The following is a 23,355-nucleotide window of genomic DNA, read 5'->3' as shown; positions in this document are numbered from 1 at the left end:
CAGAAGCCAGATCAGCCCGCAACGTCTTCACCGCAACCGTCCGACCAAGACGCCGATCAATACCGATACGCACCTCGGCCATACCCCCGTGACCGAGCACCTCGCCAAGGTCATACCGACCGCCGAGGAATCGTGGCTCAGTCATGCGTCACCCTTCTGTGCGGACTGCGCGGAGCTCACTCGATCACCGCTTCCATGACGTCCTTCGCGATGGGAGCTGCCAGCCTGCCGCCGGAGATCTCGCTGCGGCCGACGTCAGCCTTCTCGATGACAACGGCGACGGCGACCGATGGGTTATCGGCGGGAGCGAACGAAACGAACCACGCGAACGGCGGCCGGTCCGGCGTGGTCTGCGCCGTACCTGTCTTGCCGGCGACGGGGACACCCATCTTCACCGGCGACCCGGTGCCGTTCTCGACCACGCCGACCATCATCTGCTTGAGCTGCTCGGCGACCTGCGGTGACACCGCCTCTGACAAGACCTCCGGTTCGGTCTCATCGAGCGAGTTCAGGTCGGGACCGGTGAGCTCGGAGACGACGTACGGCTTCATCACCGTGCCGCCGTTGGCGATGCCGGCAGTGACCATGGCCATCTGGAGCGGCGTCGCCGCGACGTCGTACTGACCGATCGCGCTCAACGCTGTCTGCGGCTTGTCGACCTCCTCGGGGAACACGCTGGAAACCCCGCGCAGGTCCGAAAGGTGCGCGGCGCCGAAACCGAACTTCTCCGCCTGCTCCCGCAGCGCCTCGTCGCCGAGCTTGAGCGCGAGGTCGGCGTAGGCGGTGTTGCAGGAGGTCTCGAGCGCACGCTGGAGGGTGATCTCGTCCCCCGAGTCGCACAACCCGTCCTGCCAGTTGGTCATGTTCTTCGTGGTCTGCGGCAGGTCGAGTTCGGCCGGCGCCGGGACATTGGTCTCCGGTGTGTAGCTACCCGAGGACAGTGCCGCCGCGGACGTCACCAGCTTGAACGTCGAACCCGGCGGGTAGCGCCGCTGGGTGGCCCGGTTCTCCAGCGGATCGGTTTGGTCGTCGTTGAGCTCGGCCCACGCGTCGCTGATCTTCCCGGCGTCGTGGGAGGAAAGCCGGTTCGGGTCGTAGCCGGGCCGGTTCACCATGGCAAGGATCTTGCCGGTCGCCGGTTCGATCGCGACGACGGAGCCGGTCTTGCCCTCGAGCCCGTCGAATGCGGCCTGCTGCGCCCGGGGGTCGATGCTGAGCTTGACGCTGCCGCCCTTGGGTTGGCGGTTGGTGACCAGGTCGACGACCCGCCGGACGAAGAACCCGTCGTCGGTGCCAGCGAGGATCGAGTTGTACGCCGACTCGATCGCGTTCGGGCCCAACGTGTAGGAGTAGTAGCCGGTGATGTGGCCGTAGAGCGCGGGTTTGGCGTACTTCCGGAGGTAGACCAGGTCGTCGGTGGTCTCGACGGACCGCGCGACCTCGATCTGGTCCGGCGGCTGGCCGACCAGGATCGGTCCACGCTGCCGGGCGTACTCGTCGAGCAGCACCCGGGTGTTGTCGGTGTTGTCGTTGTAGTCCGGCGCCTGGAACACCTGGATGTAGTTGGCGTTGGCGAGCAGGGCGAAGAAGAGCACCATGAACGCGACGGCGAGCCGCCTGATCGGACGATTCATCGGATCACGACCGTCCCTGCGGCAGCGATCCTCGGGGTCATCGCTGCCACCACCGTCGCCGTCTCCACGGCCGTGATCGTTGGGGGCATCGCTTCCATCACCGGCGACTCACCACCTGTGTCATCGCATCATCGGTCTGCACCGCCACCGGAGCGGGCGGGCGGCGTGCGTAGTCGCTGATGCGCAGCATCAGGGCGACGAGAGCCCAGTTGGCCACCAGGGACGAACCGCCGTAGGACAGGAAAGGCGTCGTCAGACCGGTCAGGGGGATCAGCTTGGTCACGCCGCCGATCACGACGAAGACCTGCAGGGCGAAGACGGCCGCGAATCCCGTGGCGAGCAGCTTGCCGAACTGGTCCCGGCACAGCAGGGCTGTCCGCAGGCCGCGTTCGACGATGATGCCGTAGAGGACGAGGACCGCCATCAGCCCGGTGAGCCCGAGTTCCTCACCGATGACGGCGATGATGAAGTCGCTCTTGGCGAGCGGGACGAGGGTGGGATGGCCGTCACCGAGCCCTCGGCCGAGGATGCCGCCGTAGGCGAGTCCGTACAACGACTGGATGATCTGGTACGCACCATCCCGGTCCGCGAACGGGTCGAGCCAGGAGTCGACCCGGTTGGCGATGTGGGAGAACTGAGAGATGTTGAGTGTGGTCGCGGCGAAGTAGGCGAACCACGCGCCGCCGACGAACAACGACCCGCCGAGGAACACCCAGCCGGGGCGTTCGGTGGAGACGTACAACAAGACGACGAACGCACCGAAGAACAGCAGGGCGGTGCCGAGGTCGCGCTGGAACACCAGGATGGCGAGGCTGATCATCCACGCCGCCAGGATCGGCCCGAGGTCGCGGCCACGTGGCAGGTCGATGCCGAGGAACCTGCGCCCGGCGAGGGCGAGTGCGTCCTTCTTCACGACGAGATAGCCGGCGAAGAACACGATCAGGCAGACCTTGGCGATCTCGCCCGGCTGGAACGACAGCCCGGCGAAGCGGATCCAGATCTGCGCTCCCTGGAAGCGCACCCCCAGGCCCGGGACCAACGGGAGCAGGAGCAGCCCCACGCCGGCGAACAACGCGGTGTAGGTGGCCCGCTGGAGTCGCCGGTGGTCGCGGATGAGCAGCAGGACGAGGATGAACCCCGCGACGCCGACGGCGGTCCACGTGAGCTGCAGAGGCGCGTCGGCGCGTGGCAGCGACTCCCCGTCGAGGCGGGCGTTCTCGATCTTGGTGAGGTCGAGCCGATGGATCAGGGCGAGTCCGATGCCGTTGAGCAACACGACGCACGGCAGCAGGATCGGGTCGGCATAGGGCGTACGGATCCGGACGATGACGTGGGCGATCCCGACCAGCAGGGTGAGGCCTGCTCCGTAGGAGAAGACCTGGGACGAGAGTTCGCCGGTCAGTGTGATGCCGACGACCGCGTAGGCGCCGACGGCGACCGCCAGGGCGAGCAGCGTCAGCACAAGCTCCGCGGTGCGGCGCTTGCGGACCTCGACGGCGGGTGCCTGGGTCTCGCTCACTTCGAGCCAGACGTGGGTGAGGGGGTGGAGTCCGCGGGATCGCACTCCTGCGGCGCGCGGGCGTCGCCTGCGCGGGGAGTCGTCGACGGGCTGGCTGCCCCTTCCGCGGGCTTGGTCGGCTTCGACGTCGTTGTCGGCTTCTTTCCTGCGGTCGGACTGGGGTCGGGCGTCTTGGAGGGGGTGGGCGTCGGGCTCTGGGTCGGCGCGGGAGCGCACTGCTGGGCGAGATTGCGCAGCTTGCCGACGATCTCCCGCGCATGGCTGAGACTGTCGGCGGGGATCGTGTCGGCGACCTGCTGGCGTTGGTACGACGGAAGCTTGCTCAGCGCGAAGGACTGCATCTCGTAGACGTGGGAGAGGGGTACGCCGGGGATCTGCTGGGAGATGCCGCGAAAGATCGCCACCCGGGCGTTGCTGGTGTTCGCCTGCGCGTCGGTGGGGAATGGGCCGACGTAGTACTGGTCCTGCGTCCATCCGTAGGCCCATCGTCCGCCCGTGCCCAGGAGGCCGAGGACGACGACCGCGACGACGATGCGGCTCAGCCAGCGGAATCGGCGCGGAGGCCGCGGTGCGTAGCGAAGCTCCTCCTCCAGGTCCGACTCGCCATGGGGAAGACCGTCGCCCGAGAGGCCATGCGCCTGCCGGGAAGCGGGATGGACGATGGGGCCGGGACGCAGGGCCGCCGTGTGTTCGAAGGCGGAGTCGTCGAGGACCTGGTTGTCGGGTTCGGCGGCCGCGCCCACCACAGCCGGTGCCGCCACCGCGGTGCCGATGAGGGTCGGCGCGTCTGCAGCGCCCTGACTGACATCGACGACGTCGGCGACGACGCAGGTCACGTTGTCCGGGCTGCCCTGGTCGAGGGCCAAGGCGATGAGGGCGTCCGCGGCCTCCTGCGGTCCGGCGGACCGGCGCAGCACGTCCGCGATCGCGTCGTCCTTCACCGCGGCGTTGTCGAGACCGTCGCTGCACACGAGCAGCCGGTCGCCGGGCTCGAGTTCGAGCCGGTCGAGGTCGGGGCGGGCGTCCTGCCGGCCTTCGAGCGCGCGCATGATGAGTGACCGGTGCGGGTGGTGCTCGGCCTCCTCGAGCGTGATCCGGCCCTCGTCGATCAGGCTCTGGACGAACGTGTGGTCGCGGGTGATCATCCGCAGCCGGCCGGCACGGAAGTGGTAGGCCCGGGAGTCTCCGATGTGCGCGACGTTGGCGAGACCGTCCTGGACGAGGATGGCGGTGAGCGTCGTGCCCATCCCCTCGAGGTGCGGGTCGGTGTCGATCCGGGCGGCTATCCGGGAGTTGGCCTCGACCGCGGCCTGGCCGAGTGCGCGCAACGGTTCGTTGTGGCCGGCCTTGTCCAGGGCACGCACGGTCGTGATCGTGATGGCGCTGGCGACGTCGCCACCCACCGTGCCCCCCATGCCGTCAGCGATGGCGAGCAGGTGTGGACCGGCGTAGCCGGAGTCCTCGTTCCGTGTCTTCGGACCGAGGCCGACGTCGGTGTGTGCGGCGTATCGGAGGGCGAGCGTCATCCTGCCTTCTCTTGGCCAGAAACCTCGGAGGTCATCGTTTGCGCGCCTATTTGTACAGCTCGATGATCGTCTTGCCGATCCGGACCGGGACCCCCGACCCGACCGCTGTGGGGCCGTGGATACGGGACTCACCGACGAACGTGCCGTTGGTGGAACCGAGGTCCTCGACGTACCACGTCGTCCCCTGGGGACGTAGGACCGCATGCCTGGTGGATACGTACTCGTCCTCGATCTGGATCTCACACTCCGATCCACGGCCGATGGCGAGCGGTGAATCACCCAACGGCACCTGCAGGCCCGAGCTCGTGCCCTGGACCACCACGGCGACCGAGGGTTCACCTCGCTTACGCCGCGGTGGCCGGGATGGTTTGGCCGGCTTGGGCTGCCGCTGATTCCTGCTGGTGCCGCTGACTCGGGAGCCGAAAAGGTCGGAACGAATCACCGACACCGTCGACAACACGAAGAGCCAGAGCACCGCCAGGAACCCCAGCTTGATGATCGTGAGAGTGAGCTCGGACACTAACGCACACCACCTGGGCGACGTAGGACGAGCAGCGTATTGCCCAGGAGAATCTGGCTGCCGTCATGGAGTGCGGCATAGTCGACGCGTTGGCCGTTGACCACGATGCCGTTGGTCGAGCCGAGGTCATGGACCGTGACGGTGTAGGAAGCACCGTCCTTGACGACCCGGATCTCGGCGTGCCGGCGGGAGACGCCGGGGTCGGTGATCCGCAGGTCGGCCTCGGTACCGCGGCCGAGGACCACGCCCGGTGGGTCGAGCGGGTGCCGCTGACCGTTGACCTCGAGGTAGGGCACCTGTGGACCCGCGGGTGCGGCCTCCGCTTCCGGACCGCCCGAACCCTGGCTCGGGAGTGGGCCTTGTCCAAAGCCCTGCCCCGGTCCCTGGCCCGGTCCCTGCGGATGCGGTCCTGGTCCGCCGGGGTAGCCGCCGCCCTGGCCCGGGCCGTGCGGCGGGCCGGCAGGTCCACCCGGTCCTTGACCGGGTGGCGGCCAGGATTGTGGGTTCTGGCCGGGTCCCCGACCTTGGCCGGGTCCAGGTCCTGGACCGCCGGGACCGCCCGGGCCTGCCGGACCTCCTGGTGGCGGACCGTAGCCAGGTTGCTGACCAGGGTAAGGACCCGGACCAGGTCCTGGCGGGTAGCCGGGGCCCTGGTGTGGCTGGCGCGCGTCGGGATAGCCGGGACGGCCACCCCTCGGCATGACCGCCGCGACCGCGCTCCCCCGGACGCGGAAGCGACCCGTGGACAGGTCGTCACGGCGTTCGAACCCCACCGTGACCGGGCCGGTAAAGGAGTAGTGCTGTGCGTGCGCGTGCCGGTTTACAACGTCGGCGAGTTCCCTGCTGAGCGTCTGGGCGTAAGGGCCGAGGCGTTCGTGGTCGCTGGGTGCCAACTCGATGGTGAAGTCGTTGGGCACCAGACTCGAGTCGCGAGACACCACCTGTGCGGAGTTGTCGAGCTCGCGCTGGAGGGCCGAGGCGATCTCCACCGGCTGGACGGCCGAGCGGAACACGCGCGCAAAAGGCCCGGTGACGAGACCCTCCAGACCTCGTTCAAAGCGACGAAAGACTCCCACGGGTACCTCCCTTCCCGCGCAGGGTGTGCCATGTTCCGGTCGATCGTAACTGCCAAGCCCTGGAGTGGCCGCCTCCTACCACCCCTTGCCGTGGCGCGACCAGGACGTGACCTGGAGTTGTCCTGGCGCGGTCCGGATCTTGACGGCCGATCATGCCGAGCTCATGCCGTGCTGGCGCCGCCGGGAGCGAATTGCGCGCGCGGCACGCCTGGCTGGACCGTCGGGTCCGGCCGCAGTCATGGTGATCATGAAAATGGCTCCAATGGCTCCTGCTCGCTGTGGCCCGCCTGTCCTGCATGATCACGTCCGGGGTGGCCGGTCGGTTGCGGTGCCGTGGCACCGGACACCCAAAATACGAGGAGTCGAGTATCGGACGTCCGGGACGAGAGTCGCCATGAGAGGCCGGTGCTGCCGGTCGAGTGCCGCCGCCGGCCGGGTACGGAAGCCTCCGCGTGTCACGCACCCCGCCTGGGAACGCCCCCACGCCGGGGACTGTTAGCATCTAGGCGCTTCCGGTCGTCCCGGACGCAACGTCTCACGCGCGAGTGGCGGAATAGGCAGACGCGCAGGATTCAGGTTCCTGTGCCCGCAAGGGCGTGGGGGTTCAACTCCCCCCTCGCGCACCACAGTGACTGGCCCTGGGTCTTCGGATCCGGGGCCTCGTCCACTTCGGGAGCGCGGCGGGAGACCGGCATACTCGAGGGCCGTTGAGCGCGGCCTCATCACAGGCCCTCTGCGATCGTCTTGATGTCCGCGAGGCGTTGCTCCCAAGCGGTGCCGATGGCGTCGAGCCGTCGGGCGGTGGCGCTGAGTTCCAAGCCCAGCACCTGGTACCGCACCTCACGACCGACCGGCACCGGCTCGACCAGCCCGACCCGATGAAGGATCTCGAGGTGCTTGGCGATCGCCTGGCGGCTGATGGGCAGCCTCGCGGCCAGTGCCGACGCGGACGCCGGGGCCTCGCCCAGTGCGGTCAGGATGCTCCAGCGGGTCTCGTCACCCAGCGCGGCGAACACAGGAACCAGAATCTCCGTCATCACCGTGCCTCCAGCATCGCGACCAGCCGGTCCAGCTGCTCGTCCCAGCCCTGACGGTGGCTCTCGATGTTCCGGGCCGGGTCGAGTGTCGTCTCGAATCCCGTCTCGACCACCGTGAGCTGGGTGCCGTCGCGCAACGGCTCAAGAGTGAAGGTGAACACCGTCGAGTGTGCGGCGTCGAGCTCGCTCGGAACGGACTCGACCGCCTCGTCGTTGCACCAGCGGTAGGAGATCATCCTCGGCCGGTCGACCGCCTCGACGCGGATCGGGATGGCGTACTCGTCCGGCCAGGCCACGGTGCCGGGGGCTCCGACGCCCGTCCCTTGGAGCACCGTGCGCCCGAACCAGCGGGAGATGTGCTCAGGCTCGGTGACGGCGCTCCACACCTTCTCCACCGGGGCGGCGATGTGGATCGTGCGGCGCACGGTGAACGTGTCGTGCTCGGCGACTGTCTGCGGGTTGTCTGTCATGTCGTTCCTTCCTTTCCCGATCGGCGCTCAGGCCCCGATCAGCTCAGCGGTCGGCGGGGTGACCTCGGTCGTCGGGGTGACCTCGGCGGCGGGTGCCGTGGGGCGGAGGCGGCTGGTGGCGATGGCGATGGCGACGGCGACGGCGGTGACAACGGCCCCGGCGAGGACAGCGGCGGCCAGACCGGCATGGCTGATCGCGACTCCCCCGAGGAGCGCGCCGACGGAGTCCCCGGCATTGGCGGCGGACGCCGGCAGCGAGGCCGCGAGGGCCGCGCCGGGTCCGGCGAGGCTCATCACCCGGCTCTGAAGGGCCGGCGCCATCCCCATGGCGAACAGGCCCATGCCGACGATGGTGAGGACAGCCACCACCGCGTGCCCGCCGAAGAGGTACATGGTCAGGAGCACGGCCGTCAGGCCGACAGTCCCGCCCACCAGGGCGCGCGCGGCGTGGGCATCGGCGAACCGGGCGCCAGCCGCGGATCCAACGGTGGTCGCCACGCCGAAGGCGAACAGCACGCCCACCACCGTCGTGCCCGAGATCCTGGTGACGTCGCCAAGGTACGGCACTAGGTAGGTGAGGGCCGACTGGACGCCCGCGAAGACCAGGAAGCACAGCGCCAAAGCGGCGAGCACGCGCGGTGCGAACGCGTGGCGGAGCTGAGCGCCGGCCGTCCGGCTCGCGCGCGCCGTCGGGACCGAAGGGAGCACCCGGACGCCAGCGATGAGGACCCCGAGCGCGATGCCCACGAGGGCGGCGAACGACGCGCGCCAGCCGAGGACCTGTCCTGCCAGCGTCCCGAGGGGCAGCCCGAGTGCGCTCGAGGTGGCGAATCCGGTGATCACCAGTCCCATCGCGCGGCCGGACCGGTCCTTCGGCACGATGCCCTCCACCGCGGTGAGCGCGGCCGCGATGAACAGGCCTTCGACCGCTCCGGCCCCGGCGCGCGCCAGGAGGAAGAACGTGTAGTCGGCCACCAGCACCGGGACCACGTTGAGCAGCGCGAAAGCCGCCACGGCACCGAGCAGGACGATCCTGCGGTCCAGGTGCGCCGTCAGGAGCGCGAGCACCGGCCCACCGATCGCCATGCTCAGCGCGAAGGCGGTCACCAGTGCGCCGGCCTGCGGGACCGAGACGGCCAGGTCGGCCGAGATCAGGTCGAGCATCCCCACGACGAGCATGTCCGCGCTGCCCATCGCGAACGCCCCGAGAAAGAGCACCACGAGGATCGAGCGGGTTTCGCCTTCGTTGGGCCTTGTGACCGTGTCCATGAGAACCTCCATCGAGTGCAATCAAACGGTTGCACAAGATTCCGCAGAGCGCAACCGTCGGGTTGCAGATAGGCGCCCTCTGCGTGACGCAGCCCTCTCGCGATGGTCGGTGGGAGATCAGCTCAGGAAGGCGACGGCGACAGATCCGTCGCGGCGTTGCCGGAACCGGAGGTAACGAGACGCCGGTTTCACGCTCAGGACGGCGGTTTGGGTGTGGTCGAGCGTGCTGGTTCTACGGCTCAACTCCCCTTCGTACGAACCTATGGGTGGAAGGGTCCTGGCGACGGCGTTCGCCTGGGCAGAGCAGGCGGCGCGGTCAGGTCGTCTTGCGGTAGACGAGCAGGTAGCGCCAGAAGAGCAGGCGGTGGATCGTACAGCCGGGAAGTTCCTCGGCGGCGGCGGTACGAATCTGCGCAAGAGTCATGCTCGGCGGCATCGTCGGGGCGCTGACCTGCCGCTGGACGTGGTTCTCCCAGGTGGGTTGCAGCTTGTCGGAGATGGCCATCGTCAGCCTCGCCGCCGCGTTGACCGGGACGGCGGCGAGGCTGAGGAGCCAGTCGCTCGCGGTCTCCTCGTTGTAGAGGCCGAGAATCGCGAGGACGCCGTCATGGGTGAGCGCGTCCCGCAACCTGCCGACGGTCTCGAACGGAACGTGGTGGATGCTCGCCAGGCAGCTGATGAAGTCGTAGTGCTTGTCCGGCAGGTCGACCGTCGTGATGTCGGCCTGCTGCCAGTGGATCGTGCCGGCCGCCCAGATCTGCGCCGTCAGGGCGCGTGCGGTCGCAAGCGTCTCCGCCGACTGGTCGATCGCGTCGACGTCGTAGCCGCGCCGGGCCAACCGCCGCGCGAACCTGCCCGTGCCGCAGCCGACGTCGAGTGCCGTACGACCACCAGCGGGCAGCTGACGGATCAGAAGTCGTTGGTAGTAGTCGTTGTGGACGAAAGGCACCCCGCAATGTTGCACACCTACCTGGGTGACCGGAATCCGCATCGCTGTAAGGCGTTCTGGCACCTCGGGCGAATCAGGAGGATGCCGACGGGACGGATGATAAGGGCTTTTCGGCAGTTCTACGTATTTCGGAAAGGACGGGACCTGCGCGCCGCTTGTCGGGGCCGACCCGGCCCGGCTGGGAACGCGGTCGCCGTGGTGCCCGTGGTTGTGGTCGTTCAGTCGAAGACGGGCCGCAGCCGGTCGCGGGATCCGGTGAGGTGGGCGCGCATGGCCGCCTCGGCAGCCTTGGCACTGCCCCGCTGGATCGCCTCGAGGATGTACCGGTGCTCGTCGACCGCCTGCGCGCCGATGCCCTTGCCGTAGTAGAGCCGGAAGATGTGCAGATGCGGGTGCAGTCGCTGGAACGTCGGGGCGAGCAGGGTGTTGCCCGAGAGTTCGTGGATCAGCGCGTGGAACCGTTCGTCATGGGCGGTGAGGGCGCGGTAGGCGTCGTAGCTTCCTTCGGCCGGCACGTCGGTCACCAGGGCGAACGTCGCCTCCAGGGCGGCGTGGTCGGCTGGGGTCGCGTGTTTCGCGGCCTGACTGGCAGCCCAGGGTTCGAGGAGGAAGCGGAGCCCGAAGAGGTGCTCGAACTGGTCCTTGTCGAGCAGGGGCGCCACGGTGTAGCCGCGCAAGGGCTGCTTGACGGTGAGGCCGTCGGACTCGAGCCGCGCCAGTGCTTCCCGGACGGGGGTCTGCGAGACCTCGAGGTCGCGGGCGAGTGCGTCGATGTTGAGATGCGCCCCGGGGGCGAGGGCGTGGTCCATCACCAACGCCTTGACGGTTTCGTAGACGTCGTCGGTGAGAATGCGGCGTTGCGGAAGACGACGGTCCGCCAGTGAAGCCTTCACCATGCCTTGCGCACTCGCCACCCACGTCTCCCCACGCTCGGGTCATACCACGTGGTAAGACCGCCGAACATCCTATAGAGACGCTCCGACATCTGCCCGTCAGTTTCGGGGTGGGTGGTGACGCCGTGCCGCACGGACGGTCGCGGCTGGTGCGCGGTTCCATGATCATGACGACTGGGCGGCGCATGGTGTGGCACGGTGGACGGCATGCGTGGGACAACGGTAGACGCGCGCACGTTGCTGGCCGAGTGGGCAGCCGTACGACGCGGTGACCTCGACCTGGTGAGCTTGGCCGACGAGATCTGCACGCGGATCGAGTCCGTCGACGCGGATCTCCAGGCGTTCGTCGCCGAACCCGACCGCCGGCAGCGGGTGCGCACGGAGGCCAGCGAGATGGTACGTCGTTGGCCGGATCCGCGCGAGCGCCCGCCGCTGTTCGGCGTACCTCTGGGTGTGAAGGACGTCGTCCACGTCGACGGCCTGCCGACGGGTGCCGGTGCACGGCTCCCGATCGAGGTGCTCGCCGCGTCCGACGCGGTCGACGCGCCCGCTGTGGCGCGCCTGCGCGACGCCGGCGCGCTGGTGATGGGCAAGACGGTGACGGCGGAGTTCGCGTTCATGGCGCCAGGCCCGACCCGCAACCCGCACGACCTGAGGCACACTCCGGGCGGGTCGAGCAGCGGTTCGGCCGCCGCGGTGGCGGCGGGGCTGGTGGCACTCGCGATCGGTACGCAGACGGTGGGATCGGTGATCCGGCCCGCGGCGTTCTGCGGAGTCGTCGGATTCAAGCCCACCTACGGCCGCATCCCGACGGCAGGCGTGATCGCGAACGCGCCGTCGTTCGACACGGTCGGTCTCCTCAGCCACGACGTGGCGACGGCCACGACCGCGGCGGCCGTCGTCTGCGACGGCTGGCGGGCGCGGATGGAGGCGGGGCCGATGCGGCGGCCCGTGCTCGGCGTACCGGAGGGGCCCTATCTCGACCAGGCGACTGCCGAGGCGCGGCAGGCGTTCGCCGACCAGGTTGGGCACCTGGAGGACGCTGGCTTCGCCGTACGCCGGATCTCCACGCTCACCGACCTCGGCGACGTCATCCAGCGCAACGATCTGATCAACCTGGTGGAACTCGCGTGGACCCACGAGACGTGGTTCCGGACGTACGAAGACCGCTACCGCGAGCAGTCGGCCACCGCGATCCGTGAGGGCCGGCGGATTTCGGTGCAGGCGTACGAACGGGCCCTGACCGAACGCAAGGAGTACGCAGCGGCACTGGTCGCGCAGATGGATGCCGAGGGGATCGACGGGTGGATCGCCCCCGCCGCGACAGGTCCCGCACCCGAAGGGCTCCACACCACCGGCAGCCCGCTGATGAACCTGCCCTGGACCCAGGCCCGCCTGCCGGTGGTCGGGGTGCCCGCCGGCGCGGCCGCCAACGGCCTTCCGCTCGGTGTGCAGTTCGCCGCGCGCCCGAACGCCGACGAGGACCTGTTGAACTGGGCGGTGGAGCTGGAAGGCGCGCTGGCCACGTCGGCCTGAGGCGGGTGCGTCGGCGCGGGGTGTCCAAGTCCCGCTCGAACCGGAGGGAGCGCTGGCGTGAACGTTTGCTGCAGGAGGAACTGGCGAGATCCTCCAACGCGTCCGGGTAGGTACTGGCGACCGGGCGGGTACCTTCTCGCCGGGAGATCGATGACAGTGGAAGCGTCACCGACGTCGTACACAAGGGAGCGCGCAGTGACGGGATCGCGGGTCGTGGCACTCGGGCATTACCAGCCGGCAAAGGTTCTCACCAACGACGATCTCGCGAAGATCGTCGACACGAACGACGAATGGATCCGCACCCGGGTCGGCATCCGTACCAGGCACGTCGCCGAGACGGAGTCCGTGGACGAGATGGCGGCGTACGCGGCGGAGAAGGCGTTGTCGGCCGGTGGTCTCGGCGCCGAGGACATCGACCTTGTCGTGGTCGCGACCTGCACGGCGAGAGACAGGTCACCCAACATGGCCGGGCGGGTGGCGGCGCGGTTGGGTGTGCGCGCCCCCGCGGCGTACGACATCAACACCGCCTGCTCGGGCTTCTGTTATGGCCTCGCGACCGCCGACCATGCGATCCAGGCCGGCGCCGCACGGAACGCCCTCGTCATCGCGTCGGAGAAGCTGACCGAGTTCACCGACTGGACCGACCGTACGACGTGCGTGTTGGTCGGCGACGGCGCCGGAGCGGCGGTGGTGCGTGCCGCTGAGGAGCCTGGCATCGGGCCGGTCGTGTGGGGCTGCGTACCCGAGCTGTCCAACGCCGTACGCATCGAGGGTGTACCGGGCGTCTTCTCGCAGGAAGGACTGGCGGTCTTCCGCTGGGCGACGACCGCGGTGGCCGGTCTCGCGCGGCAGGCCTGCGATCGGGCCGGGATCGCGCCGGAGGAGCTTGCGGCGTTCGTCCCCCATCAGGCCAACCTGCGCATCATCGAGCCGATCGCCCGCCAACTCGGGGTGACGGACGCGGTGGTCGCCCGCGACGTCGTGGAGTCGGGCAACACGTCGGCGGCGAGCGTTCCGCTCGCCCTGTCCAAGCTCGTCGAACGCGGCGAGATCCCGTCGGGTGCGCCGGTGCTGCTGTTCGGTTTCGGCGGGGGACTCTCCTACGCCGGCCAGGTGATCCGCTGCCCGTAGTGTCGACGGGCGCTGGCGGGCGGGGTGGGATCAGCGGCTGACGTTGCGGCGGATCAGGTCGAGCGCCTCGATCAGCGTCGTGCGTTGCTCGTCGGAGAGCGTCGCGAGGGCGCGGTCGGAGAGGGCGCGCATCTCCTTGTCCAGGACGTGCTGCAGGTCGCGTCCGCGCTCGGTGAGGTGGATTCGGACCAGGCGGCGGTCGGAGAGGTCAGGGGTGCGGGTGACGAGTCCCGCGGCCTCCATCCGGATGGCAGCCCGGGTGACCGTCGGCGTCGCGAGCCCCAGCCGCCGGGCGAGCTCACCTGGCGGCAGGCCGTCCTCCTTCCACAGTGCCATCAGGAGGAACTGCTGCCCGTCGCGTACGCCGTGACGCCGGTACGCCACATCGGCGGCCTCGGCGAGGGCACGCTTGGTCGCCCAGAACACGGCCTGGAACTCGTCGTTCGGCCAACTGGCCGGAGTCTCGCCCATCGCGCCATTCTCCTCGGTCAGCGTCCATCGAGGTCGTCGCCCGGCCGCCGGGTCGGAGCTGCTCGCCTTGGGTGAGGGGCGCCCTCATGGATCGGCGGTTTGGATGAGGGGTGCCCTGATCCAAGGGCCGACCGTCAGCGGCCGACCGTCAGCGGCCGGCCGGCGTGCGGACGGAAGCGTCCGGGCGTACCGCAGCGACCGCGGCGGCGAGCAGCCTCACCGCGGGCTCGACGGCGCCGTCGGGCAGGTTGCCGTAGCCGAGGACGAGGGCGGGTGCGGACGGGTCGGGCCGAACCCGGTACGCGTCGAGGTCGGCGACCCGGACACCGCTGGCGGCCGCACGGGCAACCACCTCCGCGGTCGGGGTCCCCGGCTCGAGCCGGAGGACGAGGTGGAGGCCCGCCGCGACACCGGACAGCGTGCACCTGGGCAGGCGCGCGTCGATGGCGGCGACCAGGGCGTCGCGGCGGCGGCGGTATCGCTGGCGGGCGGCCCGGAGGTGCCGGTCGTACCCACCGGACTCGACGAACTCCCCGAACGCCAGTTGGTCGAGTGCCGACGGCATCGACATGCCGCCCTCCCCGGCGCGGAGTTCGGCCGTCCAGCGGGCGGGCGTGACCATCCAGCCGATCCCGATCGCCGGCGACAACGTCTTGGACAACGAACCGAACAGCGCGACGTGCTCCGGATCCGCACCCTGCAGGGTCCCGACCGGTCGCCGGTCGTAACGGAACTCCGCGTCGTAGTCGTCCTCGAGGATCAGCCCGTCGACGTCACGCGCCCAGTCGAGCAGCACTGCGCGGCGTCCCGGTGTGAGGACGACTCCGGTCGGGAACTGGTGGGCCGGCGTGACCAGGACCGCCCGGACGTCCCGCCGTTTCGCGAGTTCGTCAGCGCGGAGTCCGTCGGCGTCGACGGGAATGCCGACGGTACGCACGCCGACGCGTTCGATGGTCTGCCGGAGCCTGGTCCAGCCGGGGTCCTCGACCGCGATCCGCTCGATGCCGACCGTACGCAGGCATGTCGCGAGTCGGGCCACCCCGTCCGAGACGCTCGAGCAGCAGGTGACATCGCCGGCGTCGGTGAGGGCGCCCCGGACGCGGCGGAGGTAGTCGGCCATCACCTCACGCAGGTGCGGCGCGCCGCCGGGCGTGGGATAGCCGAGATCGTCGTACGGCATGGTGGCCAGCTGCGAGCGCACCGCCTCCACCCAACGCCGACGCGGGAACGCCCGCAGGTCCGGGAGTCCGGGCGCGAGGTCGTACCGGTTCGATGTGTGGCCCGATCCCGCCGAGCCAGGATGTGAGGGGGTACGGCCCGGTGCGCTGGTGGCGGAGGGGACTCCCGTGCCAGGCGTCGTGGTGCCGCCGCCCGGACGGTTGGGTGCGGCCCCCCGGTCCTCGGTCGGACCGGCCGCGCGCACGGTGGTCGCCGAGCCGGTGCGCGCGGTGAGATAGCCCTCAGCGACCAGTTGTTCGTACGCCTGCGTCACGACCCAGCGCGAGCAGCCGAGGTCGGTCGCGAGTGCGCGGCTGGGCGGAAGCGCGCTGCTCGGCGGAAGCCGGCCGTCGCGGATCGCCTGCCGGAGCGACCGGGTCAAGCGTTCGTGTAGGGGTCCCGGCCCAGCCGCCTCGACGTCGACGAGGGTGTCCCAGGCGAGTTTGGCACGTGTGGTGGCCACGAGACTGGATCGTACGCCCAGACCAATTCTTCTGGAACGCCCGCCGGTGCTTGGCCTGATCGCCAAGGGGTCGACCAACCGGGAGGCGGCGGCGAAGCTGTTCATCAGCGAGGCAACCGTGAAGACGCACGTACTCCACATCTACGCCAAGCTCGGCGTCAACGATCGTGCCGCCGCGGTGGCGACCGCGTTCGACCGTGGGTTGATCACCCCCGGCGGCGGCACGCCGTGAACCGTCGCAGGACGTGCCCTGTCCGCAAGCTACGGGCGGACTGCCGGTTGGTGCGCGGCGAGGACCGCGGGTCCTGGCGCACCGGCTGCGAGGTGAGCGGCTTGGCGGGCGCTCGCCAGGGTGACCTCGGAGAGCAGGCCGGGCGCCGCCACCTGGTCGCCGACCAGATAGACACCGTGGCCGCGGTCGATCGCCGGCCGGTCCCGCCAGCTGGTGCCTGGCAGGTCGAGTGCTCCGGTACGCCCGGCCGCCACGGCTTCGCGCCGCCACGTCGTACGCTCCCGCCATCCCGGTAGCGCGAGGTCCACGAGAACCTCCAGCCGCGCGAGCCCCGAGGCCTTGGACTCACCGACCCGCAACGGCATCTGCGCCTGCACGAGTGAGTGGTCGCGCGGCGCCAGTGTGGGGTCCGGTCCAGTGAAGCGTTCGAAGAATCCTGCCTCGTCGAGGTCGAAGACGACCAACGCGTCACCCTTGTGCCGTCGTACGCCGAGATCGAGCATCGCCGTCCGTCCGCTCTCCCACCGCAGCGTGTCGTCGCGCAGCAGGTGGCGGGCCGCGTCGAGCGAGGTCGCCACGATCACCGGGGTGGATGTCGGCAGGACGTCGACCCGGGCTCCGGTCTCGATGCGTACGCCGAGTTCGCGCGCCCGCGCGGCGAGCCGGTCGACGGCGGCCCGCCAACCACCGACGACGTAGCGCGGGGAGGGATAGCCAGGCCGCGTGACCCGCAGGAAGCGCTCCCAGACGAACGCCGCCGACAGCCGGCCAGGGTCACGGTCGAACGTCGCGACGCCCATCATGTTCGCTGTCATCCGCGCGCTCTCGGCGCCGAACAGGGAGGTCGCCCAGCTGCGGAAGTCCTGGTCGACTGGCGCCTCGAGGCGCCGGCGGCTCGCGGCTCGCAGGACGCCGGCCGGGGGCATGGCGCGGCGGCGGCCCTTGTGGCGGAAGCGCAGCCAGCGGCCCTCACGGAGCGGGATCCTCGCCGCTGGCGTGACGATGCGACGCTCGACGAGCCACGGCCAGTGCGGGCCGTCGCTGTAGAAGACGTGCGGACCGTCGTTCGCGATGTACGCGCCCTCGGTCGAGCGCGCCCGCCCGCCCAGCGTCTGGTGTGACTCGAAAAGCTCGACTCTCGCGCCGGCCTCGGCGGCTGCGATCGCGGCGACGAGGCCGCCCAGCCCGCCGCCGATCACGGTCACCTGCTTCATGCGGGAACTCCTACCCGTGTACGCCGGCCGCGGGCGGCCGCCGTGGTTCGGGGCCATCGGCCGCGGTCCGTCCACCCACTCGGACGACGGGAAGGACCCGGACGTGACATGGTCCGTTCGGTCGGCTGCCCGGTGAGTTTCACGCCGTCCTGCCCGTGATCATGATCGTGATCATGATCGTGATCGTGATCATGAAGACTTTCGGTGGATAGCCGACTTTTCCTTCACGATCACAATCATGATCACCGGACGACGGAGGTGCACCCGGCCTGGAATTGCCGCCGCGCGGAATGCTGGGCGTCCAGACCGACGAGCACCCGGCCGTTCCGCGTGCGGCACCAGGTTCCCGGCTCGGCCCCGCAGGTGGGGCAGGGGCGGCACAGCAACCGGGCCAGGATGCCCAGATCGCCCTGCGTGTAGCCGAAGTCCGCGGCCACCGACCCTTCGAACACCCAGTCCACCACGCCGGAGTCGATCGGGTCGGCCATCTCCGCATCCGCGCTCACTGGCCGAACCCCGCCGCGCACACCATGCCGATCAGGACGAACGCCGCGAACGTCGCCACCTTCCACCGCACAGTCGCCTCCCTCGCTTGACCCCCCGAGCGACGGCAACTGTAACCCTAGCCCGACCTAGACGTCTACATCCAAGTGCAGCCGATGATGACCCGGTGCGGCTATGATTGCCCGCCCTAGCCTGCCCAGCCATGGACTACGGACCTGACGATCAGGTGCGACACAACGCCCCGGAGCCGCCCTACCGGCAGCTTGCAGGCATCCTTGCCGCACGGATCGCACGCGGCGACTGGGAGCCCGGCTGGCCGATTCCGTCCGAGTCTCAGCTGATAGGCGAGTACGGACTGGCGCGCGCGACGGTGCGGAGGGCAGTGCGCCTGGTCGTCGAGGAAGGGCTTGCTTTCACCGTCACGGGACGCGGCACCTATGTGACCGAGGACGAGTCCAAGCGCTGACTGGCGTGATCACCAGCCACTGACTGCACTTCGTACGGCCGACGTGGTTTTGCGATCCGTCGTGGCGCAAGCACACGCGGGTCCGGCCGGTCAGCCGAGCGGGATGGACGTTCCGACTCGTTCGATGTCCCGCAGGCCGCGGAGTTTGTCCGGGTTGGCGATCAGCCGCACGGTCGTCACCCTGCCGTCCGCCACCTCGAGCGCGAGAACCGAGTGCGGTACGCCGCGCGAGGTGACGACGAGCGCGACCTGGCCGTTGACCGTGGCGAGGAAGGCCCGCGGCTCCGGTGGTGCGTTGGTGGCCATGCCGAGCAGGAAGCGGCCCACCTTGTCGGCGGTGGAGATGACGCGGAGCGGCCCTTTGGCCACGCCGCCGCCATCGCCGTGCAGCGTGACGTCCGGCGCGAGGACCCGCATGAGGGACGCGAGATCGCCGGACATACTGGCCGCGAGGAACTGCTCCGTCACCCTCCGCTGGGTCGCGTGGTCGGTGTCGAACCTCGGCCGGCGTTCGCGTACGTGGTCGCGCGCGCGGCGGGCGAGCTGGCGCACGGCCTCCTCGGTCCGGTCCAACACCTCCCCGATCTCGGCGTAGGACAGGGCGAACGCCTCCCGCAGCACGAAGACCGCGCGTTCCAGCGGAGACAGGGCTTCGAGGACCACCAGCAGGGCGAACGACACCGTCTCGGCGCGCGCCACCTCGTCGGCGACGTCCGGACTGGTGAGGCCACCGCCCGTGAGACTGCTGCCGGCGACGCCGTCGCCCGCGACGTTGGTGGCGTGAAGGTCGGAGCCAGGAAGGCCGGCGCGAGTGTGGCCAGTACCGGTGAGGATGGGCTCCGGCAACCATGGGCCGACGTAGGTCTCACGCCTGCGTTGGGCGCTGCGGAGCCGGTCGATGGCGAGTCTGGTGGTGACCTTCACGAGGTACGCACGGACGTCCACGATGCGCGCGTGGTCGACGTCCCGCCAACGCAGCCAGGCGTCCTGGACGACATCCTCGGCGTCCACCGCACGGCCGAGCACGCGGTAGGCGACGCCGAAGAGCAGCTCGCGATGCGGGTTGAACGCCGCAACGCCGTCGGGCCCGGCGTCCTCATCGTCACCGCTGTGCACACTGCAGTCCTACCAGTGCGCGGGAACGACGGTGGCGCGGGTCCGCTCACGGCCGCCACGCGGATGGCATGGGTATTGTCGACCGCGCGTCCCACGCTCGAGGGTGCCGAGAGTTGTCTCGCCGCCCGAATTCCGGAAGGACCACCGTGAGCATTCACGACATCCCGCTGCGTACCCTCGCCGGCGACTCCGGTTCACTTGGCGACCTCGCCGGCTCGACTCTGCTGGTCGTCAACGTCGCCTCCAAATGTGGCCTCACGCCGCAGTACTCCGGCCTGGAACGCCTTCACCAGCGCTTTGCCGACCGTGGCTTCTCGGTCGTCGGCTTCCCGTGCAACCAGTTCGGTGGGCAGGAGCCGGGTACGCACGAGGAGATCCAGGAGTTCTGCTCCACGACGTACGGCGTGACGTTCCCGATGTTCGAGAAGCTCGACGTCAACGGTGCCGACCGGCACCCGGTCTATGTCGAGCTCACCTCCACGGCTGACGCCGACGGCGAGGCGGGAGACGTGCAGTGGAACTTCGAGAAGTTCCTCGTCGACCCGCAGGGCGTTGTCGTCGGCCGGTTCCGGCCGCGCACGGATCCTGAGGACGCGGCCCTCGTCGCCGCCGTGGAGGCGCAGCTCCCCCGCTGAGGGCCGTTCGTCCGACCGTCGGAGGTCTGGGTCGGTTTGCCGACGAGGTTCGACGGATGCGGCGTTCCGGCGGATGCGGCGTTCCGGCACAAGCTGTCCGCACTGGCCCTGTACCTGCGCGGTTTGCCACGCATGAAACGCGTTCGCCACACTCGTCACGGCGGGACAGGCCGGGCATCTGGCACCGATCCGCGGAGTCGCGGACGCCTTCCCTACCCCCGGGTTACGTTGGCATGGCCCACGTCCACAGCAGTGTGCGGCCGGCACCGGTACCCAGGGGGAGACAGCGATGGACCTTCCGGGCACACGACCGACGCGTCCACGCCGCCGAACCGCGGTGGCGGTTCTGGTGGCACTCCTTCTCTTCTTCAGTGCCGTGAGCGTCGTGAGCCTCAATCCTCAGTCCAGGCTGTGGTCTGGGCAGTGGTCGGGCCTCACCTGGCCGGCGGGCCGGTCGATGCCTGGCGATCCCGTATCGATGACGACCGGCCTCTACGTCGACCCGCGGTCGCAACCTGCCAAATGGGTGCGGACCAACCCCGGTGACCCGCGTCAGGAGGCGATCAAGACCGGGATCGCCGAGATGCCGATCAGCCGGTGGTTCCTGGGCAACGACAACGATCGCGCGGAAGCCAGCATGTACGTACGCGGAGCCGAGGCGGCCGACAAACTGCCGGTGCTGGTGGCGTACAACATCCCGGGCCGTGACTGCGGCCAGTTCAGTGCTGGCGGCGCGGACGGCTCGGTGGCGTACCGGAAATGGGTCGACGGCCTCGCCGGTGCGGTCGGCCAGCGACCGGCCGTGGTGATCCTCGAGCCGGATGCCCTTGCACAGTTGGACTGCCGCCCCGACACGCAGCGGAACGAGGCGCTCGCGCTGATCTCGTACGCCGTGGACCAGTTCGCCAACCGCGCACCCAACACGTGGGTCTACATCGACGCGGGGCACTCCAACTGGGTCGACTCCGCGACCATGGCCGAGCGCCTCCGCCGGGCCCATGTCGGCAACGCGCGCGGCTTCTCGCTCAACGTCTCCAACTACCAGCCGACCGAGGCCAACGTGGCGTACGGCCAGGAGGTCGTCGAACGGATGGAACCGGACGGTATCCATCCCACGTTCGTCATCGACACCAGCCGGAACGGTCGCCCACCTGCGGGATCGGAGTGGTGCAACCCGGCTGGTCAGCAGGTCGGGGACCGCCCGCGACCCGGTGGTGCGTACGGGCTCGACCTGCAGCTGTGGGTGAAGCCGCCCGGTGAATACGACGGTGCCTGCGGTGTTGCACCCGAGGGCAACGCGGGTGACTTCCAGCCGTCCGCCGCGTTGGGGCTGCTCACCGGGTCCGACGGCGGACAGTGGCTGCTGGGGTTGCGGAAGAGTACGGGCGTGGTGAGCCGTGACCAGGATCCGTGGCAACGGGACCTGGGACTCAGCCGTGCCGATCCCACCGGCGACTGAGAGTGGCCGTCAACCCAGGCGGCACTGGATGAGGGGCGCCCTGCTCCCATAGGTTCGCCTCAGGGCGCCCTTCATCGCATGTAGTTCTGGACGAGGGAGCCCTTCGTCCACGCGCTGCGAACGCCTCGAGCAGCGGCGTGGTGAGCAACAGGCTCACGGGACCGCCGCCGCGTCCGGCTGCGCCCACGACGGATAGGGCCGCGGGTCCGGCGTCGGGGCCCACGCACCGCTGCTGTCGGAGTACGACCAGCGGGTTCCCGCCGAGACCAGCGCGCTCACGGCATCGGCGAGCCGGTCGACGTCGGCCACCGTGCTCCCGACCCCGAAGCTCGCCCGCAGCGCACCCTCCGGCGCACCCAGCCGGGACACCAGCGGGTGGGCGCAGAACCGTCCATGCCGGATGCCGATGCCGTGCTCGGCCGAGACGTACGCCGCGACGAGACCCGGGTGGAACTCGCCCACCGAGAACGCCACCACACCGATCGAGCTCGGGCTGTCCCGCCAGATCCGATGCAGGCGTACGCCGGGAATGCTGGCCAGCCGCTCGGTCAGGCGTTGCCGAAGGGTCTCCTCGTGGGTTTCGAGCGCACCGTCGGGGAGGCCGGCCAGGGTGTCGCAGGCAAAGCCGAGCGCCACCGCGCCGAGCACGTTGGGCGTACCACCCTCGTGCCGGGCGGGCGCGGGTGCCCAATCGGTGTGGGTGAGGCCGACGTCGCGCGCCGCGCCGCCACCGGGAAGGTAGGCCGAGGCGGCGTCGAGCCAGTCGCGACGTCCGACGAGGACACCGGCCCCGAACGGTGCGTAGAGCTTGTGACCCGACAGCGCGAGGTAGTCCACACCGCTGGCCGCCAGGTCGATCCGGCGGTGCGGGGCGAGTTGGGCCGCGTCCACGACGACCCGCGCCCCGGCAGCGTGCGCGATCTCCACGATGTCGGCGATCGGCAGCAGTTCGCCGGTGACGTTGGACGCGCCGGTGACCGCGACCAGTGCGGCCGGGCGGGCGGCGAGTTCGGCGCGCAGGCTGACGAGCGTGGCGCGCTGCGTGGTGCCGGCAAGGACGCAGCGGGTCTTCCCACTCGCGCGATGCCGCCACGGGAGCAGGTTGGCGTGATGTTCGATGTCGAGGTGGACGACCCCGGCGGTAGGTACAGCGCCGGTGGGTACGCAGTGTGCGAGCAGGGTGAGCGCATCGGTCGTGTTGCGGCTGAAGACCACCACGTCGTCCGGGCGGGCACCCACGAACGCGGCGACCTTGGCCCGCGCGGTCTCGTAGAGCGTCGTACTCACCTGCGAGGTGTATCCCGCCCCTCGGTGCACGCTCGCGTAGAACGGGAGGACGCCGTTCAGGTGGGCCGCGACGGCTGACAGGCAGGGCGCGCTTGCGGCATAGTCGAGCTGGACGTAAGGCACCTGCTGGCCGCTGACGACCGGCACCTGCAGGTCGGCACCGACCACCGGGAGGAGCGGCTTGAGGCCGGCTTCTGAGCCAGGTGGAACGGTGTTCGGCGAGGGTAGAGCGGTGTTCGGCGGCGGCGAGGTGGCGGTGAACGACTGTGGGGTGGCGGTGAACGACTGTGGGGTGGGGCTGAACGACAGTGTGGTGGGGCTGAACGACAGTGTGGTGGCGCCGGGCGGCGTGGCGCTGGGGACGAAGGGCGCACAGGGCGCAGGCGCGGTGTCGACGGGTGTCATGCGTACCTCACAAGGTCTCGGGGACCCTGTGGGCTGCGGGTCCCGCGCTTGTGGTGCCGGGCGGCACCACCTGGTCCTCACCCGGGGCACCCCACCGCGGTTGGAGGGTTGCCGGCCAGCAAGCCGGGGCTCGCAGGGCGTGGTCGCCCTTGCTGGCACTCATGACCGCGACACACGCTAACCGGTGGCAGGACCCACTCGCCTCGATGTATCAAATAATGGACGCGCGTACCAATATGTGGGCAGCTCGGCTGGGCGGCCATCGGAGGCCCACATCCGCAGCCTGGCAGGCGATCGAGCGATCGAGGTCGTCGAACTGACCGCT

At 69.9% G+C, this 23,355-nt stretch carries 22 protein-coding genes, 1 tRNA gene and 1 riboswitch; of the genes, 7 read left to right on the top strand and 16 right to left on the bottom strand.

Going from position 1 to position 23,355, the window contains the following annotated elements:
* Window positions 1–176 precede the first annotated feature (176 nt).
* From ABN034_RS20920 to ABN034_RS20900, 5 genes are all read right to left on the bottom strand, one after another.
* Window positions 177–1,634 (bottom strand): peptidoglycan D,D-transpeptidase FtsI family protein, encoded by a 1,458-nt coding sequence (locus ABN034_RS20920; RefSeq protein WP_349692671.1) that lies wholly within the window; start codon window positions 1,632–1,634, stop codon window positions 177–179.
* Window positions 1,635–1,731: 97 nt separating this feature from the next.
* Entirely contained in the window at window positions 1,732–3,153 is a 1,422-nt protein-coding gene (locus ABN034_RS20915) for an FtsW/RodA/SpoVE family cell cycle protein (RefSeq protein ID WP_349692670.1), read from the bottom strand.
* Entirely contained in the window at window positions 3,150–4,679 is a 1,530-nt protein-coding gene (locus tag ABN034_RS20910) for a protein phosphatase 2C domain-containing protein (protein WP_349692669.1), read from the bottom strand. Before ABN034_RS20910 ends, ABN034_RS20915 begins: the two co-directional genes overlap by 4 nt.
* Before the next feature lie 46 nt (window positions 4,680–4,725).
* A complete protein-coding gene (locus tag ABN034_RS20905; RefSeq protein WP_349692668.1) occupies window positions 4,726–5,199 on the bottom strand; it encodes an FHA domain-containing protein FhaB/FipA in 474 nt (157 codons plus the stop codon).
* Complete coding sequence (locus tag ABN034_RS20900; RefSeq protein WP_349692667.1) at window positions 5,199–6,275, bottom strand: FHA domain-containing protein; 1,077 nt, start codon at window positions 6,273–6,275, stop codon at window positions 5,199–5,201. The genes ABN034_RS20905 and ABN034_RS20900 overlap by 1 nt, the downstream gene beginning before the upstream one ends.
* A 539-nt stretch (window positions 6,276–6,814) precedes the next feature.
* Between ABN034_RS20900 and ABN034_RS20895 the strand changes: the two genes are divergently transcribed.
* A tRNA-Leu gene (locus tag ABN034_RS20895) sits at window positions 6,815–6,901 on the top strand.
* 96 nt (window positions 6,902–6,997) lie between these two features.
* Here the strand turns inward: ABN034_RS20895 and ABN034_RS20890 are convergent.
* From ABN034_RS20890 to ABN034_RS20870, 5 genes are all read right to left on the bottom strand, one after another.
* On the bottom strand, window positions 6,998–7,312 hold the full coding sequence (locus tag ABN034_RS20890; protein ID WP_349692666.1) for an ArsR/SmtB family transcription factor: 315 nt from the start codon (window positions 7,310–7,312) through the stop codon (window positions 6,998–7,000).
* Window positions 7,312–7,782 (bottom strand): SRPBCC domain-containing protein, encoded by a 471-nt coding sequence (locus tag ABN034_RS20885; protein WP_349692665.1) that lies wholly within the window; start codon window positions 7,780–7,782, stop codon window positions 7,312–7,314. Before ABN034_RS20885 ends, ABN034_RS20890 begins: the two co-directional genes overlap by 1 nt.
* 27 nt (window positions 7,783–7,809) lie before the next feature.
* Window positions 7,810–9,051 (bottom strand): MFS transporter, encoded by a 1,242-nt coding sequence (locus ABN034_RS20880; RefSeq protein ID WP_349692664.1) that lies wholly within the window; start codon window positions 9,049–9,051, stop codon window positions 7,810–7,812.
* A gap of 316 nt (window positions 9,052–9,367) precedes the next feature.
* Window positions 9,368–10,000 carry a class I SAM-dependent methyltransferase gene (locus ABN034_RS20875; protein ID WP_349692663.1) on the bottom strand — a complete coding sequence of 211 codons (633 nt, stop codon included), beginning with the start codon at window positions 9,998–10,000 and terminating at the stop codon, window positions 9,368–9,370.
* A gap of 218 nt (window positions 10,001–10,218) precedes the next feature.
* Window positions 10,219–10,914, bottom strand: coding sequence for a GntR family transcriptional regulator (locus ABN034_RS20870; RefSeq protein ID WP_349692662.1), 696 nt, complete (start codon window positions 10,912–10,914; stop codon window positions 10,219–10,221).
* Window positions 10,915–11,100: 186 nt separating this feature from the next.
* On the opposite strand from ABN034_RS20870, the gene ABN034_RS20865 reads away from it, so the two are divergent.
* Window positions 11,101–12,429, top strand: a complete 1,329-nt coding sequence (locus ABN034_RS20865) for an amidase (protein ID WP_349692661.1) — start codon at window positions 11,101–11,103, stop codon at window positions 12,427–12,429.
* A 195-nt stretch (window positions 12,430–12,624) separates the two neighbouring features.
* Window positions 12,625–13,560, top strand: coding sequence for a beta-ketoacyl-ACP synthase III (locus ABN034_RS20860; RefSeq protein WP_349692660.1), 936 nt, complete (start codon window positions 12,625–12,627; stop codon window positions 13,558–13,560).
* Window positions 13,561–13,590: 30 nt separating this feature from the next.
* Here the strand turns inward: ABN034_RS20860 and ABN034_RS20855 are convergent, their stop codons facing one another.
* Both ABN034_RS20855 and pdxR read right to left on the bottom strand, forming a co-directional pair.
* Window positions 13,591–14,031: a MarR family winged helix-turn-helix transcriptional regulator gene (locus tag ABN034_RS20855; protein ID WP_349692659.1), complete on the bottom strand. Its 441-nt coding sequence runs from the start codon at window positions 14,029–14,031 to the stop codon at window positions 13,591–13,593.
* A 148-nt stretch (window positions 14,032–14,179) separates the two neighbouring features.
* The gene (gene pdxR / locus ABN034_RS20850) at window positions 14,180–15,712 is read right to left on the bottom strand and encodes a MocR-like pyridoxine biosynthesis transcription factor PdxR (protein ID WP_349692658.1); all 1,533 of its coding nucleotides are present in this window, start codon (window positions 15,710–15,712) and stop codon (window positions 14,180–14,182) included.
* A gap of 46 nt (window positions 15,713–15,758) precedes the next feature.
* On the opposite strand from pdxR, the gene ABN034_RS20845 reads away from it, so the two are divergent.
* The gene (locus ABN034_RS20845) at window positions 15,759–15,944 is read left to right on the top strand and encodes a helix-turn-helix domain-containing protein (RefSeq protein WP_349692657.1); all 186 of its coding nucleotides are present in this window, start codon (window positions 15,759–15,761) and stop codon (window positions 15,942–15,944) included.
* Window positions 15,945–15,973: 29 nt separating this feature from the next.
* On the opposite strand, the gene ABN034_RS20840 is transcribed toward ABN034_RS20845, so the two are convergent.
* Together ABN034_RS20840 and ABN034_RS20835 are read right to left on the bottom strand one after the other, a co-directional pair.
* A complete protein-coding gene (locus ABN034_RS20840; RefSeq protein ID WP_349692656.1) occupies window positions 15,974–17,158 on the bottom strand; it encodes an NAD(P)-binding protein in 1,185 nt (394 codons plus the stop codon).
* Between the two features lie 242 nt (window positions 17,159–17,400).
* The gene (locus tag ABN034_RS20835) at window positions 17,401–17,664 is read right to left on the bottom strand and encodes a zinc finger domain-containing protein (protein ID WP_349692655.1); all 264 of its coding nucleotides are present in this window, start codon (window positions 17,662–17,664) and stop codon (window positions 17,401–17,403) included.
* A gap of 200 nt (window positions 17,665–17,864) precedes the next feature.
* On the opposite strand from ABN034_RS20835, the gene ABN034_RS20830 reads away from it, so the two are divergent.
* Window positions 17,865–18,128: a GntR family transcriptional regulator gene (locus ABN034_RS20830; RefSeq protein ID WP_349692654.1), complete on the top strand. Its 264-nt coding sequence runs from the start codon at window positions 17,865–17,867 to the stop codon at window positions 18,126–18,128.
* A gap of 90 nt (window positions 18,129–18,218) precedes the next feature.
* On the opposite strand, the gene sigJ is transcribed toward ABN034_RS20830, so the two are convergent.
* The gene (gene sigJ / locus ABN034_RS20825) at window positions 18,219–19,244 is read right to left on the bottom strand and encodes an RNA polymerase sigma factor SigJ (protein WP_349692653.1); all 1,026 of its coding nucleotides are present in this window, start codon (window positions 19,242–19,244) and stop codon (window positions 18,219–18,221) included.
* A gap of 146 nt (window positions 19,245–19,390) precedes the next feature.
* Here sigJ and ABN034_RS20820 point away from each other — a divergent pair, with 146 nt between their 5' ends.
* The gene (locus ABN034_RS20820) at window positions 19,391–19,879 is read left to right on the top strand and encodes a glutathione peroxidase (protein WP_349692652.1); all 489 of its coding nucleotides are present in this window, start codon (window positions 19,391–19,393) and stop codon (window positions 19,877–19,879) included.
* Window positions 19,880–20,228: 349 nt separating this feature from the next.
* Window positions 20,229–21,338, top strand: a complete 1,110-nt coding sequence (locus tag ABN034_RS20815; RefSeq protein WP_349692651.1) for a glycoside hydrolase family 6 protein — start codon at window positions 20,229–20,231, stop codon at window positions 21,336–21,338.
* A gap of 153 nt (window positions 21,339–21,491) precedes the next feature.
* On the opposite strand, the gene ABN034_RS20810 is transcribed toward ABN034_RS20815, so the two are convergent.
* Complete coding sequence (locus tag ABN034_RS20810; protein WP_349692650.1) at window positions 21,492–23,030, bottom strand: aminotransferase class V-fold PLP-dependent enzyme; 1,539 nt, start codon at window positions 23,028–23,030, stop codon at window positions 21,492–21,494.
* Between the two features lie 39 nt (window positions 23,031–23,069).
* A riboswitch (SAM riboswitch) is annotated at window positions 23,070–23,197 on the bottom strand.
* Window positions 23,198–23,355: the final 158 nt, after the last annotated feature.

The sequence above is a fragment of the Actinopolymorpha sp. B11F2 genome (assembly GCF_040195635.1).
GTDB lineage: Bacteria > Actinomycetota > Actinomycetes > Propionibacteriales > Actinopolymorphaceae > Thermasporomyces.
The sequence above is the reverse complement of the archived record's forward strand: the minus strand, read 5'-3'. Positions and strand labels throughout refer to the sequence as shown.